The organism is Clostridium peptidivorans (assembly GCF_900205925.1).
Classification (GTDB): Bacteria; Bacillota; Clostridia; order Clostridiales; family Clostridiaceae; genus Clostridium_AK; species Clostridium_AK peptidivorans.
Genome location: NZ_OAOD01000022.1, coordinates 1 through 15,900, shown reverse-complemented (window position 1 = coordinate 15,900; position 15,900 = coordinate 1). Strand labels below are relative to the sequence as shown.

14 protein-coding genes are annotated in these 15,900 nt (G+C 33.2%); 10 read left to right on the top strand and 4 right to left on the bottom strand.

Annotated elements, in window-relative coordinates:
* The first annotated feature begins 8 nt into the window (after positions 1 to 8).
* The 6 genes from iolD (at position 9) to CRN98_RS14475 (ending at position 7,398) form a co-directional block, all read left to right on the top strand.
* Positions 9 to 1,949 carry a 3D-(3,5/4)-trihydroxycyclohexane-1,2-dione acylhydrolase (decyclizing) gene (gene iolD / locus CRN98_RS14500; protein ID WP_097028146.1) on the top strand — a complete coding sequence of 647 codons (1,941 nt, stop codon included), beginning with the start codon at positions 9 to 11 and terminating at the stop codon, positions 1,947 to 1,949.
* Between the two features lie 25 nt (positions 1,950 to 1,974).
* On the top strand, positions 1,975 to 2,871 hold the full coding sequence (gene iolE, locus CRN98_RS14495) for a myo-inosose-2 dehydratase (protein WP_097028145.1): 897 nt from the start codon (positions 1,975 to 1,977) through the stop codon (positions 2,869 to 2,871).
* A gap of 17 nt (positions 2,872 to 2,888) precedes the next feature.
* Positions 2,889 to 3,914 (top strand): inositol 2-dehydrogenase, encoded by a 1,026-nt coding sequence (gene iolG, locus CRN98_RS14490; protein WP_097028144.1) that lies wholly within the window; start codon positions 2,889 to 2,891, stop codon positions 3,912 to 3,914.
* Positions 3,915 to 4,000: 86 nt separating this feature from the next.
* Positions 4,001 to 5,251: a nickel-dependent malate racemase, LarAH6 family gene (larAH6, locus tag CRN98_RS14485; RefSeq protein WP_097028143.1), complete on the top strand. Its 1,251-nt coding sequence runs from the start codon at positions 4,001 to 4,003 to the stop codon at positions 5,249 to 5,251.
* Between the two features lie 5 nt (positions 5,252 to 5,256).
* Positions 5,257 to 6,207 carry a 6-phosphofructokinase gene (gene pfkA / locus CRN98_RS14480; protein WP_097028142.1) on the top strand — a complete coding sequence of 317 codons (951 nt, stop codon included), beginning with the start codon at positions 5,257 to 5,259 and terminating at the stop codon, positions 6,205 to 6,207.
* A 240-nt stretch (positions 6,208 to 6,447) separates the two neighbouring features.
* Complete coding sequence (locus CRN98_RS14475; RefSeq protein ID WP_097028141.1) at positions 6,448 to 7,398, top strand: hypothetical protein; 951 nt, start codon at positions 6,448 to 6,450, stop codon at positions 7,396 to 7,398.
* Between the two features lie 129 nt (positions 7,399 to 7,527).
* Here CRN98_RS14475 and sstT read toward each other — a convergent pair whose 3' ends face one another.
* On the bottom strand, positions 7,528 to 8,760 hold the full coding sequence (sstT, locus tag CRN98_RS14470; protein WP_097028140.1) for a serine/threonine transporter SstT: 1,233 nt from the start codon (positions 8,758 to 8,760) through the stop codon (positions 7,528 to 7,530).
* A 452-nt stretch (positions 8,761 to 9,212) separates the two neighbouring features.
* Here sstT and CRN98_RS14465 point away from each other — a divergent pair, with 452 nt between their 5' ends.
* Both CRN98_RS14465 and CRN98_RS14460 read left to right on the top strand, forming a co-directional pair.
* Positions 9,213 to 10,019 (top strand): Gmad2 immunoglobulin-like domain-containing protein, encoded by an 807-nt coding sequence (locus CRN98_RS14465; protein ID WP_097028177.1) that lies wholly within the window; start codon positions 9,213 to 9,215, stop codon positions 10,017 to 10,019.
* Positions 10,020 to 10,191: 172 nt separating this feature from the next.
* On the top strand, positions 10,192 to 12,231 hold the full coding sequence (locus CRN98_RS14460; RefSeq protein ID WP_143331308.1) for a sensor histidine kinase: 2,040 nt from the start codon (positions 10,192 to 10,194) through the stop codon (positions 12,229 to 12,231).
* 192 nt (positions 12,232 to 12,423) lie between these two features.
* Here the strand turns inward: CRN98_RS14460 and CRN98_RS14455 are convergent, their stop codons facing one another.
* Complete coding sequence (locus CRN98_RS14455; RefSeq protein ID WP_097028138.1) at positions 12,424 to 13,113, bottom strand: YjjG family noncanonical pyrimidine nucleotidase; 690 nt, start codon at positions 13,111 to 13,113, stop codon at positions 12,424 to 12,426.
* A 153-nt stretch (positions 13,114 to 13,266) separates the two neighbouring features.
* Here CRN98_RS14455 and CRN98_RS14450 point away from each other — a divergent pair, with 153 nt between their 5' ends.
* Positions 13,267 to 13,956 carry a Crp/Fnr family transcriptional regulator gene (locus CRN98_RS14450; protein ID WP_097028137.1) on the top strand — a complete coding sequence of 230 codons (690 nt, stop codon included), beginning with the start codon at positions 13,267 to 13,269 and terminating at the stop codon, positions 13,954 to 13,956.
* Between the two features lie 125 nt (positions 13,957 to 14,081).
* Here CRN98_RS14450 and CRN98_RS14445 read toward each other — a convergent pair whose 3' ends face one another.
* Entirely contained in the window at positions 14,082 to 14,543 is a 462-nt protein-coding gene (locus tag CRN98_RS14445; protein ID WP_097028136.1) for a peroxiredoxin, read from the bottom strand.
* A gap of 215 nt (positions 14,544 to 14,758) precedes the next feature.
* On the opposite strand from CRN98_RS14445, the gene CRN98_RS14440 reads away from it, so the two are divergent.
* Positions 14,759 to 15,715, top strand: a complete 957-nt coding sequence (locus CRN98_RS14440) for a MerR family transcriptional regulator (protein WP_097028135.1) — start codon at positions 14,759 to 14,761, stop codon at positions 15,713 to 15,715.
* A 103-nt stretch (positions 15,716 to 15,818) separates the two neighbouring features.
* Here CRN98_RS14440 and CRN98_RS17510 read toward each other — a convergent pair.
* Positions 15,819 to 15,900: IS3 family transposase (locus tag CRN98_RS17510; RefSeq protein ID WP_143331309.1), on the bottom strand; the 82-nt coding region annotated here is incomplete at its 5' end.

The window sequence follows — 15,900 nt, the reverse complement described above, 5'->3', positions numbered from 1 at the left end:
GTGAAAATATGAAGACTATAAGGCTTACAATGGCACAAGCTCTTGTTAAGTTTTTAGATAATCAGTATGTAGAATTTGATGGAGTAGAAAACAAATTTGTAAAAGGGGTATTTACCATATTTGGACATGGAAATGTACTAGGACTTGGGCAGGCACTAGAAGAGAATCCAGGTGATTTGATAGTTCACCAAGGAAGAAATGAACAGGGTATGGCTCATGCAGCTATGGGATTTGCAAAACAAAAACACAGAAAACAGATTTATGCCTGTACCTCATCTGTTGGCCCAGGAGCAGCAAATATGGTAACTGCAGCAGCTACTGCCACTGCAAATAGAATTCCTGTATTATTTCTGCCAGGAGATGTGTATGCAACAAGACAGCCTGATCCAGTTCTTCAACAGGTAGAACAGTTTTATAACTTAAACATCAGTACAAATGATGCCTTTAAGGCAGTAAGCAAATACTGGGATAGGATATCAAGACCAGAGCAGCTTATGACAGCATGTATAAATGCTATGAGAGTACTTACAGATCCTGCAGATACTGGAGCAGTTACAATAGCACTTCCTCAGGATGTGCAGGGTGAAGCCTATGATTATCCCGAATACTTCTTCCAAAAGAGAATTCATAGAATAGAGAGACGACCTGCAACAAAAGAAATGCTAAAGGATGCAGTGGGACTTATTACAAATAAAAAGAAACCAATGCTTATATGCGGTGGTGGAGTAAGATATTCAGAAGCCGCAGAGGCATTTAAAATCTTTGCTGAAAAATTCAACATACCCTTTGGGGAAACTCAAGCAGGGAAAAGTGCAATAGTATGGAACCATGAATTGAATCTAGGTGGAATAGGAGAAACCGGAAGCCTAGCTGCAAATGCTATTGCTAAGGAAGCAGACCTTATTATTGGTGTAGGTACTAGATATACGGATTTTACCACATCATCAAAATGGTTATTCCAAAATCCTGAAGTAAGCTTCTTAAATATCAATATAGCAGCTTTTGATGCTTACAAGTTAGATGGTGTAAGAATTACAGCTGATGCTAAAGCTGCTCTAGAAGACTTGACAGATGAGCTCGAAAAAATAGGATATAAATCAGCATACGAAACTGAAATAAAAACTGCTAAAGATGCATTAATTGCAGAAGTGGATAGAGTGTACAGCGTAGAACACAGTGGTGAAGACTTTGTTCCTGAAGTGGATGATGATCTTGACCAAAAGACTGTATTTGAAGAGTTTAAAAAGATTACTGGTTCCAGCCTCACTCAGTCAAGAGTATTAGGTGTACTTAATGAAATGCTCACTGATAAAGATATAGTTGTTGGAGCATCAGGAAGCCTTCCAGGAGATTTGCAAAGGGTTTGGAGAGCAAAGGGAGCTAACACATATCATATGGAGTATGGCTATTCATGCATGGGATATGAAGTCAATGCAAGTTTAGGAGTAAAACTGGCTGAGCCTGATAGGGAAGTATATACACTTCTTGGAGATGGTTCCTACATGATGCTTCATTCAGAGCTTGTAACCTCTATTCAAGAAAGAAAGAAGATAAATGTAGTTCTATTTGATAACATGACCTTTGGTTGTATAAATAACCTTCAAATAGGAAATGGAATGGGAAGCTTTGGAACTGAATTTAGATTTAGAAATGAAGAAACAGGAAAGTTTGATGGTGGATTTGTTCCTATAGATTTTGCTATGAATGCAGCTTCTTATGGATGTAAAACCTATACCGTTAAAACAATAGAAGAATTAAAGGAAGCTATAATTGACTCTAAAAAGCAGAAGGTTTCTACATTAATAGATGTAAAGGTACTTCCTAAAACCATGGTTCATGGCTACAATTCCTGGTGGAGAGTAGGAACCGCAGAAGTATCCAATAAGGAAAAGATACAAGAGGCATATAAAAAATTAAGAGAAAATATCGATAAAGCTAGACAATATTAATAGGTAAGGTGAAGGGGGAAACATTATGTTTGACAATAAAAAAGTAAAGCTTGGTATTGCACCAATAGCTTGGACTAATGACGATATGCCAGAATTAGGTGGAGAAAATACCTTTGAGCAGTGCGTAAGTGAAATGGCATTGGCAGGCTTCACTGGCAGCGAGGTTGGAAATAAATATCCTAGAGACACAAATGTACTTAAAAAAGCTCTTGAGCTTAGAGGAATAAACATAGCAAGTGCTTGGTTCAGCTCTTTCTTAACAACTAAACCGGTAGAAGAAACCGTTGAAGCTTTTATAAAGCACAGAGATTTTCTTCATGAAATGGGAGCTAAGGTTATAGTTGTTGCTGAGCAAGGGCACAGTGTTCAAGGCCAAATGGAAACACCAGTATTTGATGGAAAGCCTGAGTTTACGGAAGAAGAGTGGGAAAGACTTGCAAGAGGCCTTGAGGAGCTTGGAAGACTGGCAAAAGAAAAGGACATGAAAATAGTATATCACCATCATATGGGTACTGGAGTTCAAACCACTGAGGAAGTTGATAAGCTTATGAGTATGACTGATGAAAACTTAGTTTACTTATTATTTGATACAGGACATTTCACATTCTCAGGAGAAAACCCAGAAGAAATTCTTAAGAAATATGTAAACAGAATTAAACATGTTCATCTTAAGGATATAAGAAAAGAAGTTTTATATGAGGTTAAAGAGAAAAAGTTAAGTTTCTTGAAGGGTGTTAAGGCTGGAGTATTCACAGTGCCTGGAGATGGAATGATTAATTTTGATCCATTATTTAAAGTACTTGAGGAAAATAACTACGAAGGTTGGTTTATTGTAGAAGCAGAACAAGATCCTGCACTGGCAAATCCACTTGAGTATGCTATAAAGGCTAGAAAATTTATAAACGAAAAAACTGGATTATAGGATAGGGGGACATAATAATGAGTAAAAAAATAAGAGTAGGTGTCATTGGAGCAGGAAGAATAGGAAAAATTCATGCTGAAAACATAGCAAAGAGATTTGGAACTGAGGCAGAACTTGTAGCCATAGCTGATGTGTTTTTAAGCGACAGCGTAAAGGAATGGGCTAAAGGTTTAGGAGTAGAAAATATATATGATGACTATAAGAAAATAATAGATGATCCAACTATAGATGCAGTAATAATTTGCTCATCCACAAATACTCACTCAATAATAAGCGTTGAAGCAGCAAATGCAGGAAAGCATATATTTTGCGAAAAGCCAATTGATTACGATTTAGAAAAAATTGCTGGAGCATTAGAAGCAGTTAAAAAAGCAGGAGTTAAGTTCCAGGTTGGATTTAACAGACGTTTTGACCATAACTTTAAGAAGGTTAAAGAGCTTGTTTCTGAAGGCAAAGTTGGAGACGTCCATATAGTAAAGGTTACTGCAAGAGACCCAGAACCTCCTTCAGCAGAATATGCAAAAGTATCTGGAGGAATGTTCCTTGATATGACTATACATGATTTTGATATGGCGAGATATTTAAGTGGAAGTGAAGTAGAAGAAGTTTACACAAATGCAGCTGTTCTTGTGGATCCAGCAATAGGAGAAGCAGGAGATGTGGATACAGCATTAATATCCTTAAAGTTTAAAAATGGAGCAATAGGAATTATAGATAATAGCAGAAAAGCAGCTTATGGCTATGATCAAAGGGTTGAGGTATTTGGCTCAAAGGGATCTTGTGAGGCATCAAACGATACTCCTTCTACTGTCGTGTTAAGCACAGAAAATGGAGTTCAATCTGAAAAGCCATTATACTTCTTCCTTGAAAGATATATGGAGTCCTTTGCTGAAGAAATGAAGGAATTCTTTAGTGCAATAATAAATGATACAGACACCGTAGTATCAGGTATTGATGGCTTAAAGCCAGTACTATTAGGCATGGCTGCAAAGAAGTCCTACTTAGAAGGAAGACCAGTTAAGATGGATGAATTTGAAGTATAAGAAGTGGTAGTTTTAGAAAAATAAATTGAGGATATGGTAGGGCCTAACTTTGGTTACGCCCTACCTTGTTATATAGGGGGATATAAATGAAGTATAGTGTAGAAATTGCTAAAACCACTATGGAAGTTGAAATTCATGATAAGAATCTTTTAGGAATACTGCATGCAAATAATGTAGAAGCTCCTTTAACTGGAGGAGAAGAAGTAAAAAGAGCCCTTGATAATCCGATAAATTCAAGAGGGTTACAGGAAATAGTTAAACCAGGGGAAAAGGTTGCAATAGTAACAAGTGATATAACAAGACCTATGCCAAGTAAGCTAGTACTTCCATATATTCTTGAAGAATTAAAAAAAGCAGGTACAAAAGATAATGATATAACAATTGTCTTCGCATTAGGAAGCCATAGAAAACATACTGAAGAGGAAAAAAAGTATTTAGTAGGTGAAGAAATTTATAATAGAATAAAATGTATTGACAGCGATTCAAAGGATTTTGTTCATTTTGGATACACTAAGAATAATACTCCTATTGACATTTTCAGACCTGTGGCAGAAGCTGACAGAAGAATATGTTTAGGAAATATTGAATTTCACTACTTTGCAGGTTACAGCGGGGGAGCTAAAGCTATAATGCCAGGAGTTTCTACCAGGGCAGCTATACAGGCAAATCACAGCAGAATGGTAGATGAAAAGGCCCATGCAGGTAATTTAAAAACAAATCCTGTAAGAATAGACATTGAAGATACTATAAAGTTTGTTCCTATAGATTTTATATTGAATGTGGTGCTAAATGAGAATAAAGAAATAATCAAGGCTGTTGCAGGCCATTATATAGATGCTCATAGAGAAGGATGCAGATTTCTTGATAATTTATACAAAATATCTTTAAGAGAAAAAGCTGATGTGGTAATATCGTCTATAGGTGGATTTCCTAAGGATATAAATTTGTATCAGGCACAAAAGGCACTTGATAATGCTAAACATGCTGTAAAAGATGGAGGAATAATAATACTTGTAGCTTCCTGCAGGGAAGGCCTGGGAGAAAAAGTCTTTGAGGACTGGATTATGGCGGCCGAAAAACCACAGGATCTAATAGATAGAGTTAAGACAAAGTTTGAGCTTGGAGGGCACAAGGCAGCGGCTATAGCTATGGTACTTAATAAGGCAAGAGTTTTCTTAGTATCTGAACTTCAAGCGGATTTTGTAAAGAATATATTTCTAGAACCCTATCAGGATGTACAAAGTGCTTATGACAGTGCACTGCAAATTATAGGTGAGGATGCAAAGGTTATTTTAATTCCACATGGAGGTTCCATATTACCATATATAAGTAGGTGAAATAGATGAAGATAGGAATTTTAACAAGTGGAGGAGATGCTCCAGGAATGAACGCTGCAATAAGGGCAGTAGTAAAGTCAGCAATTCATAATGGTATAGAAGTTATGGGAATAAAACATGGATACAAAGGTCTAATAAATGAGGAATTAGTTCCATTACTTAGCTCAGATGTTGATGGAATTTCAGAAAAGGGCGGAACTATATTAAAAACAGCAAGGTGCCCAGAATTTATGGAAGAGCAGGGAAGAAAAAAGGCATTAGAAACATTGAAAAAGTTTGAAATAGATGGACTAGTTGTAATTGGAGGAGATGGTTCATTTCAAGGAGCAGAAAAGCTTAAAAAACTAGGAGTAAAGGCTATCGGATTACCAGGGACTATAGATAATGACTTAGCCTATACTGATTACTGTATAGGATTTGATACAACTTTAAACACGGTGCTAGAGTGCATTGCCAAAATAAAAGATACAGATTCCTCTCATGAAAAAACAACTATTGTAGAAGTAATGGGAAGATACTGCGGGGATTTAGCCTTATATTCTGCTTTGGCTGGTGGAGGAGAAATAATATCTACCCCTGAAATGAAGCTGGATTTTGATACTATATGCACAAAATTAAGTGAAAACATAAGTAAAGGAAAAAATGATAATATAATTATAATAACTGAAAGAATGTATGATATAGAAGAACTTCAAAAATACTTGGAGGAAAAGCTTAATATTAGCATAAGAAGTACGGTTCTAGGATTTGTACAAAGGGGAGGAAATCCATCTGCTTTTGATAGAGTACTGGCAGGTAAAATGGGTATTAGAGCTGTAGAATTATTAAGAAATGGCTCCACAGGAAGATTTGTAGGAATTAGAGATAATAAAATAATAGATGTGGACTTTAGCGAAATAAACAATATAAATGATAATAAACAAAAGGAATATGATTTGTTAAAGGAGCTTCTATAATATCGTGGAAGCTGCTAAAAATAAGTATAAGTTTTGCCTAGATGTAGTTAAGTATGCATCTAGGCTTTTTCTAGCTTGTCACCTATGTGAAAACCGAAGCATATTATAAGATAGAAGGATGCTAAATATATATGAGATTTTTGATATCAATAATAAGAGATTCTTATTATTAGATGTTACTAATTAAAGATATTAGTGGATTTCAATTAAAAAAGCAATGATAAAAGGAGTAGATAGATAATGGCGTTTCAACCTATAAATACAAATACACTTTTAGCTGGGGATGTATCTCCATGTTCAGTAGATATAGTAGGTAATAATGCAAATCCAGCACTTTTTATGGATATTAACAATGAATTTGTTTTTTTTAGAATGAGGCTCAATTGTGATCCAAGAGCGAATAATGATCCAACAAAACTGGACAACTTTGCATGGGGTATTTTGATAAAAGATTTAGCAGGAATACCACTGTTTAGCATAAGAGTAAATGCAAGTGGTAATGTTAACAAGGTTCAAGTATTTGAAGCAGAGTTTTCAGATGATAGTAAGGACGCTTTTGTAGGAAGTCCAATATGTCAGCAGAATATACAATTGGGAACAAATGTATTCGTTAGTCTGGCTGGTTCCAATTTTGGAGGAGATCCAGATTTCTTTTTAGATTTTAGAGTTCCTCTTAGTTGTTTCCCTGACAACTTTTTTAATGATCAGCATATATTTTGTGGATTTACCTCAACTAACGGTAATAATATAAATAAAGAGCTGCCTCCCCCATATACTAAGCCTGGTAATTCAAATAATCCTGCATTATGTGGAGGTGCACCACCATCTGAAGAAAAGGTAAGATTAGTAAAGACAGTAACTCCTTTAACAGGTAGAACCTGTGAAGTACAGACTTTTACTGTTACAATTACAGCAACAAATATATCAAATCAAACTTTATCTTATACCATTACTGATGTAGTTAATGCACAGTTTGTAACTCTAGATGATAAAATAAGAAATTTCACTGTAACTAATCAAGCACCAGGTGCTTCTCAGCAGTTTATGTATATGATAACAGGTAATTTCCCAATTGCAGGAACATTTTCATTTAATATGGCAACAGCTGTTGATGCAGCTGATAATGTTATAGGATTTGTTGAAGGTCCAGATGTGGTAATAACTCCATGTAGAGGATTAATATTCTCTTAAATAAAGTTATAAAGCTCATGATTAATTTTATGCATGTGCAGAGGTTTCTAAAAATAAAGGAGTCGGAAATTTATTTCCGACTCCTGTTTACTGTATAATAAGTGTAAAGAAAGCACCGTAATTCAGTTTCTATTTAGTGATAGCAACTTCTTTTCCTTCCTTACGCCACTCAGCAAATTCAGCTGCAGCAGTGAAAAGTACGTCTGTGGATGAGTTAAGTGCTGTTTCGCAAGAATCCTGTATAACACCTACGATAAAGCCTACACCAACTACCTGCATAGCAATGTCATTTGGTATTCCGAAAAGACTGCATGCTAGAGGAATAAGTAATAATGAACCACCAGATACTCCTGAAGCACCGCAAGCACATACAGCGGACAATACGCTGAGAATTAACGCAGTACCAATATCCACTTGAATACCAAGAGTGTGAACCGCTGCAAGGGTTAAAACAGAAATAGTAACAGCTGCACCAGCCATATTTATGGTAGCACCTAATGGAATAGATACTGAATAGGTATCCTTATCCAAATTTAGTTTTTTACATAAACTCATATTTACAGGAATGTTTGCAGCAGAGCTGCGTGTAAAGAATGCTGTAATACCACTTTCTTTTAAACATTTAAGCACAAGTGGAAATGGGTTTTGACGAATATATAAGTACACTATGATTGGGTTTACAACAATAGCTACAAACACCATGCAACCAACCAAAAGTACAATTAATTTTCCATAGCTTAGTAATGATTCAAATCCACTTGTAACAATACTATCAAATACAAGTCCCATGATTCCTATTGGAGCAAAATTTATAACCCATACAACCATTTGAGACAATGCATCTGAAAAATTAGAAATCATTGTTTTTGTAGTATCCTGCGCATTTTTTAAAGCTAAGCCAAGAAGTACTGCCCAAGATAATATACCAATATAGTTTGCATTAAAAAGCGCTTTTACTGGGTTATCAACAAGGTTTAACAGTAATGATTTAAGAACCTCTGTCACACCGCCAGGAGGAGTCACGTTCTGAGCACCACCTGCAAGCGTTAAGCTTACTGGGAATATAAAGCTTCCAACAACTGCCACAAGTCCAGCTAAGAATGTTCCTAAAAGATAAAGTACGATAATAGATTTCATATTAGTTTGATGACCACTCTTGTGTTGAGAGATGGCTGACATTACTAAGAAGAGCACTAATATAGGCGCAATGGCTTTTAAAGCACCTACAAATAAAGAACCGAAAATAACGATTGGTTTTGCTGTTTCTGGAAGAAATCTAGCCAATATAATACCAATAAACAAGCCTATAATTATTCGTTTTACAAGGCTCAATTTATTCCAATTTTTTATTAGGTTTTTCATAATTTTTTCCCCCTTGTATTAATGTGGTAATAATATTATTTTTATATAAAATTCTGTTTGTGTTTTTAACATATATACACTTGTACACTCTCTAAATACGATAAATGTTAACATTTTTCGACTAGCTTGTCAACAATATAATAAATAAGTAATTAAATATTAAGTCAAGAGATGATTTCAGCAGATGAAATAAAGGATATTTTTTTGTTTAAGTAGATATATTCCACTAGTAAAATTTAATATAATATAATAAAAATAATACAACCAGCGAAAAAATATATGTTTCGGTATTTTCATGAATTAGTAAACAAAATTGCTGTGAGCAGCATATGTATTAATAACAGGAAAAAGTATAGGTCTTAAATAGCAAGTAGAAGGAGATTTTTTAAGATAATATTTAGGGGAGGTTATTTATTGTGAAGATTTTAAGAATAGTTGCCTCATTTATAATAATGTTTGTATTAGTAGGATTTACTGGTTGTCAATCACAGAAGCAGCTTGTGACGGAAACTAAGGTGGCTGCTCCTCCATCTGTGGAGACTATGGATGCTATTGTGTACTATCTGAAAGATAGCAATAATGAAATGTACCTTGTTCGAGAAGTACACAAGACCCCGAAAAGCGAGGGTGTAGCTAGGGCAGCTCTCAATGAATTGATTTTAGGGAAGCCGCTTACTTCAGGAGCTTTTAAGGTGCTACCGAAAGATACGAAGATTTTAGGGATCAAAATTGAAAATGGATTGGCAACAGTGGATTTCTCAAAAGAGGTGCTTAAGGCTAATGTTGGTTCTAGTGGAGAAATGCTGGGTATTTTAAGCATCGTAAATACCCTTACAGAGTTTCCCACTATCCAAAGGGTAAAGTTCACAGTGGAAGGCAAAGCTGAAAATGCTATGGGGTGGTGGGGACACGTGGGTCTTTATGAACAGCCTTTTAAGAGGAATCTCAGCCCTGTATATGAGCCTGCCATCTGGGTCACTTCACCTATAGCTGGGCAAACTGTAAAAAGTACTTTTAAAATCAAAGGCAATGCCAGAGTATTCGAAGCTTTTGTAAGCTTTCGTCTGAAAGATTCCAATGGTAATATTTTAGCCAAGGGTTCAACCAGAGCTGAGTCAGGTGCTCCAGAACGTGGAGGTTTCGAAGCTGAGCTTACTTTTAAACCATCCTCAGCGGGGAAGGGACAGTTAGAGATTTTCGAAGAAAGCATGAAGGATGGAAGTCCAATAAACATGGTGATTATTCCCGTTAAATGGTAGAAATGTAGTAAGAAGTTGTTAAGAATGTCTATAATACATTTATTGTAGAACTATGTCAGATAATTTGTTTTGACATATAATTTGCATCATATTAAACTAAATGTAATAAATAGAAAAAATCAACAATTCCATATCGAATATTGATATAAATCTAAGGCAATATGGAATATTTTTGAACATTATAGAAGGTGCTGGAAAAATGATGATAGATATAAACAATACGACAGACTCTTTTTATGAAAAGTTATTTGAAAATAGTAATGGCATTCAAGTTATAGTAGATGGTGACAATGGCCAAATTGTAAATGCTAATAAAACAGCTTGTGGATTTTATGAATATTCTAAAGAACAAATAAAAAAATTAAAGATATATGATATAAGTAAAATAGATGATTTAGAAGAAATGAACCATATTTTTAATCAAACTTTAGAGCCTAAAAATACTGAAGTCTATTTAACACATAAATTATCAAATGGCTCCATAAAAGATTCAAAAGTAATATTTTTAAAAATGTGCATAGATGGAAAGATATACTTTAACATGACCATATCTGATATTTTAGAAGGCAAAAATACTAAGGAAAAAAGCAGCAAGACAGAAAGAGGGCTAGAGAACTCTGAAGAAATGCTTAGAAAAGTTGACGTAAACTGCCGTAAGATACTAGATCGTTTGCCAGTGGCAATAATACTTTCTTCGGGAATAGAGCAAAAGATGATTTATCAAAATCCTAGATTTATAGAGTTCTTCGGCTATACTTTTGATGAGCTTTTTAATATATCAGATTGGTGGCCTATTGCATACCCAGATCCTGAGTATCGTGAATTTGTGTCAAAGGAGTGGGATACTAGATTTGCAGAAGCAATGAAAAATCAGTCAGAAATTGAACCTATGGAAGTTAATATAACTACCAAAGATGGCTCCATAAAACAGGTTTGTATACATGCTACTGTAGTTGGTGAGGTGAATTGTATTACCTTCATAGATATGACTGAGAGAAAAAAGGCTGAAGAAGCAATACGATTGGTAAGTGCCTATAACAGAAGTATGATTGAGGCTAGTCTGGATGCTCTTGTGGCAATTGATTCAGAGGGCAGGATTATAGATGTGAACTCATCAACAGAGAAATCTACTGGATATTCACGGGAAGAGCTTATAGGTAAATATATTTTTAATTATTTTACTAATCCTGAGAAATCGAGGAATGCACATAAGCAAGTTTTTAAGCTGGGAAGTATTGAGGAATGTGAGCTTGAACTTAAGCATAAGGATGGATATGTAACTACAGTTATCTGTAATGCTTCAGTTTATAAGGATGAGTGTGGACAGGTAAAGGGAGTGTTTTTATCTGCTCGAGATATTAATGAACGTAAGATAAGGGAAGAGGAACTAGAAAAACAAAAGTCAGCAGCAGAAGAGGCGAATATTTTAAAAAGCCAGTTTCTTGCAAACATGTCCCATGAATTAAGAACACCAGTAAATGTTATTTTTAGTGCAATCCAACTTTTTGAGTTATATTTGAAAAAAAGTTCAGATATGAATTCATTAAATTGGAATGAACATTTGAAAGCTATGAAGCAAAATTGTCAAAGATTATTGAGGCTTATAAACAACCTTATTGACATAACTAAAATAGAGGCAGGTTTTATTGAGTTAAAACTTAAAAATGTAAATGTAGTAAGCATAGTGGAAGATATCACCCTTTCAGTTGCGGAATATGCAAGAGGGAAGGATATATATGTACAATTTGATACTGAAATTGAAGAGAAAATAATGGCTTTAGATCCAGATAGATTGGAAAGGACATTTCTAAATTTACTTTCTAATGCCATTAAGTTTACAGGTAAAAATGGAAATGTTTTTGTAAATGTTTATGACAGAGGGACAAGCGTGATAATTTCAGTAAAAGATACTGGGATTGGTATACCACAGGATAGAATAAATGATATATTTGAGAGATTTACTCAGGTGGAGAATACAATGGTAAGAACTAATGAAGGAAGCGGCATCGGGCTTTCCATTGTTAAGTCTTTTGTTGAAATGCATGGTGGTACAGTTAATGTATTAAGTGAGGTAGGCGTGGGAAGTGAATTTATAATAGAACTTCCAGTAAATATTTTATTGAAGGAATATAACAAAAATTTTACTAGTATAAACAAAAAGCAAAATTATGCGGAAGTGCTTGATATTGAATTCTCTGATATATATAAGTAGCGCCACTCACATGGCAAGTGACAAATTAAAAGTTATAATTATGTAGTAATTGATTACACGTTACTAAAGTGAATAATAAATGACACAAAATTTGGGAAGAAAACTATAGGAATTTATAGGGGATAAATTTCTATAGTTTTTATTTTATAATTGTTATTAAATCTATAGTTTAAGAATAGTACTTTAAATGATCTATTTTTCAAGTATATCCTTAAGTTCCACCAAACTAGAAATTTCATAAGTAGGTTTTATTTCTATTTTATTTTCAATTTTTTTAGGATTAAACCAGCATGTATCTATACCAAAATTTATTCCACCTTGTATATCAGAGGTTAAACTATCTCCTACCATTAATACTTTGCTCTTGTCAGTATACTTTATATTGTTTAAAGCGTGTTCAAATATTTTAGAGTCTGGCTTGGATACTTGAACCTCCTCAGATATTACAATATCGTCAAAATATTTTCCTATAATAGATTTTCTTATTCTATTCTCCTGAACATCCGTAAGACCATTAGTAATTATAGTAAGCCTATAATCTTTAGATAAACTTTCTACAAGAGCTATACTTTCATCATATAAAAACGAAGCATAAGATAGATGTTTCATATATGATTTTGCAAATTGAATTTCATCAAATTCAGCATTTAAACTACGAGATAATCTTTTAAATCTTTCAACCTTTAATTCTTTCTGAGTAATAAGGCCATCCTCAAGCTCTTTCCATATAGCAGTATTTATATCCTTGTACACTTTTAAATGAAAATTTTCATCATATTCTATATTAAACTCGTGCATAGTATTTTTAAGGGACTCTCTTTCAGATTTTTTGAAATCAAATAAAGTCTCATCTGCATCAAATATTATAACTTCGTACTTCATAATAATCCTCCTAATAAACTTAATTTATATGGTTATAACTTTTTGATATTTTAGATAATGAAAAATAGCTTGTCTTGCTTTACATTGCTTAATATATAAGTTACCATATTGATATGAATTTCCATAGGACCTATGTCTTATTAAGGAGGATTTATGAAAAGAATTTTAAATAACAATCTCTTGAATCATTATTTTGTTAAGTATAATATAGAAAATATATTTGATAAGAATATAGTAAACTATGCACAACTTCATTTTTATGAAAAAGATGAAGTTATATTAGAAGCGGAGTCTGAGCTTGAATATTACTATTTGCTTGTAGATGGGAAAATAAAAATAACTTATCTTTTTGAAAATGGTAAATCAATGCTTTTAAAGTTTTATAAAGAATTTAATACTATAGGAGATTTAGAGTTTTTAAAGAATTTGCCTATAAGATGTAATGCTGAAGCTATAAAAGATACTTATTTAATTGCAATACCTTCAAATATACTTAGAGAAAAGTATATAAATAACCTGAATTTTTTACATCATTTAATAGAATCTTTAAGCGAAAAACTTAATGCAACCATTAATAATAGCTCATATAACTTTGTATATCCGCTTGTTAATAGGTTAGCTAGCTATTTGGTTGAACATATAACAGATAAAAACTATATAGTTTTAAATTCATCCTTTAAAGAAATTGCTCAATTTTTAGGAACTACTTATAGACACTTAAGTAGAACTCTAAATGAACTTGAATCAAAATCAATTATAAAATGTGAAGATAAAACAATTTATATATTAGATGAGGATAAACTCCGAGAATTATCTAAAAACTTGTATATGCAATCACTCTAATGCTGCATGGAAAATAGGGGCTACTTCAAATGCAATAAAAAAAGGGCTTGTCGGATGCGATTTGTGCATTTTGAGAAGCCCCTTAAAATTTATAAAGCAGGTGAACTATAGAAAGCTGTTGTTATCTACATATTGGATAATACCTGTATAACCTCATTTATATCAGGTAGCTCTTGAGAGTAATAAACTTTTACCCATTTAACTTTGCCATTTTCATCTATTATAATGTTTGCTCGCTCTGATACTCCGTACTCTTCGTTAAATAATCCGTATTCTTTTGCAACCTTTCCGTGTGGCCAAAAGTCTGAAGGAAGACTTACATTATTAATTAGGATTGCTGTTGCCCACGCTTTTTTACAAGGTGTGGGGTCAACACTAAATCCAAGTGGAACCGTATTGAGCTTTTGGAACGTTTGCCAATTATTCTCTAGTGCTCTCATCTGATCAGTACAAACTGGTGTCCAAGCAAGGGGATGCCAAGAGAGCAATACTTTTTTTCCTCTATAGTCTGACAAATTTATGTTTTGGTCATTATTATCCTTTACTGTGAAGTCTGGTGCAACATTACCTACCTCGATAAGCTTCATTATTCTGATCTCCTCTCTATAATATATATGTGTATTAATATAGGATGCTCTGGATAAGTAGGATTTATGTAATTTGTGGAATTTTAATAATTATATCTATGTTGTATTATAAACAGTTTTTTAATTTATAAAAAACTATTGACTTGTACCTTACAGGCAGCATTATAGTTAAATTAAAGGTTAGCTAACTTTTAATTTTATTGGAGGTGTTACTAATGAATATTAAAATTGTATCGGATAAAACTGGATTAACAAAAAAAGCCATTAAGTATTATGAGAGTGAAGGATTAATTAATCCTATGAAAAATAATGATAACAATTATAGAGAGTATACAGATAATGATATTGTAAAGCTTAACTTAATTGGTGCATTAAGAGCTATAGAAATACCAATAAGCGAAATAAAGTGTTTAGTAGAGGGAAATAAAAGTCTGCAGGAAGTTATGAACGATACCTTGAAAAAAGTAACTGAAACTATAAATAATCTAGAAAAAACTAAACTTATTATTAGTAATATTATTAATAAAGAAACAGAGGATTATTATAGTATTGGTGAGCAAGTTAGAACACTGAGAGAGACTTTAGAACTTTCTATAGCTGAAAAAAAGGAGTTCATATCCAATACGCTCATAAGAATTTTTCCAGGAAACTTTGGAAAAATATTTGTAAGCTGTTATGAACCATTTTTAAATATCACTATAGATAATAATGAAAAGAAAGATGCATGGCTAAAACTTGTAGAGTTTTTGGATGACTTAGATGAATTAGACCATAGTAATCCACTTATAAAAGGTATGAGTAATATAGATATTAATAAAATTGAGGGTTATAAAGAAAAGTCTAAAAATAATGCCATAAATTTTTTAAATGGAGATATTAATTTTAAGGAAAAATATAAAAAGACCATTATTTCATTTGTAAAATCTATAAATGAAAATGAAGAGCTTAAGAAAAATGTTAGTGAGTCTATTATAAAATCTAAGAATATGTTTAATGATATTGGAGCACCAGACAATGCTTTCGATGCATACTTAGAAATTTTAAATGAGGACTATAAAAGGTATAGAGAGATAGGTAAGGAAATAAACAAAGAAGCAAGTGAGGAAATTAAAAATGAGTTTGGAGTAAGTTTAGAGGATTTCTTCAAAAATTTAATGAACTCATCAAAGTAAGTATAGTAAGCAATATGAATTATGCTATGCTTGTTAATATGACCATAAGTAAACCCATATCAATAGTAAAATGTACCCTTTGTCAAGGACACAATAAAAAAGACTAAGCGGTTTTAAGGAGATGATCCCTGTATTGTACAGGGGTCATTTTGTTTAGTCCCCACTGATACCTATAATTGTTATAG

Excerpts from the sequence above, each read along its gene's own strand:
- iolD (WP_097028146.1), top strand. The coding sequence starts at position 9 with ATGAAGACTATAAGGCTTACAATGGCACAAGCTCTTGTTAAGTTTTTA.
- iolE (WP_097028145.1), top strand. The coding sequence starts at position 1,975 with ATGTTTGACAATAAAAAAGTAAAGCTTGGTATTGCACCAATAGCTTGG.
- iolG (WP_097028144.1), top strand. The coding sequence starts at position 2,889 with ATGAGTAAAAAAATAAGAGTAGGTGTCATTGGAGCAGGAAGAATAGGA.
- larAH6 (WP_097028143.1), top strand. The coding sequence starts at position 4,001 with ATGAAGTATAGTGTAGAAATTGCTAAAACCACTATGGAAGTTGAAATT.
- pfkA (WP_097028142.1), top strand. The coding sequence starts at position 5,257 with ATGAAGATAGGAATTTTAACAAGTGGAGGAGATGCTCCAGGAATGAAC.
- CRN98_RS14475 (WP_097028141.1), top strand. The coding sequence starts at position 6,448 with ATGGCGTTTCAACCTATAAATACAAATACACTTTTAGCTGGGGATGTA.
- sstT (WP_097028140.1), bottom strand. The coding sequence starts at position 8,760 with ATGAAAAACCTAATAAAAAATTGGAATAAATTGAGCCTTGTAAAACGA.
- CRN98_RS14465 (WP_097028177.1), top strand. The coding sequence starts at position 9,213 with ATGTTTGTATTAGTAGGATTTACTGGTTGTCAATCACAGAAGCAGCTT.
- CRN98_RS14455 (WP_097028138.1), bottom strand. The coding sequence starts at position 13,113 with ATGAAGTACGAAGTTATAATATTTGATGCAGATGAGACTTTATTTGAT.
- CRN98_RS14450 (WP_097028137.1), top strand. The coding sequence starts at position 13,267 with ATGAAAAGAATTTTAAATAACAATCTCTTGAATCATTATTTTGTTAAG.
- CRN98_RS14445 (WP_097028136.1), bottom strand. The coding sequence starts at position 14,543 with ATGAAGCTTATCGAGGTAGGTAATGTTGCACCAGACTTCACAGTAAAG.
- CRN98_RS14440 (WP_097028135.1), top strand. The coding sequence starts at position 14,759 with ATGAATATTAAAATTGTATCGGATAAAACTGGATTAACAAAAAAAGCC.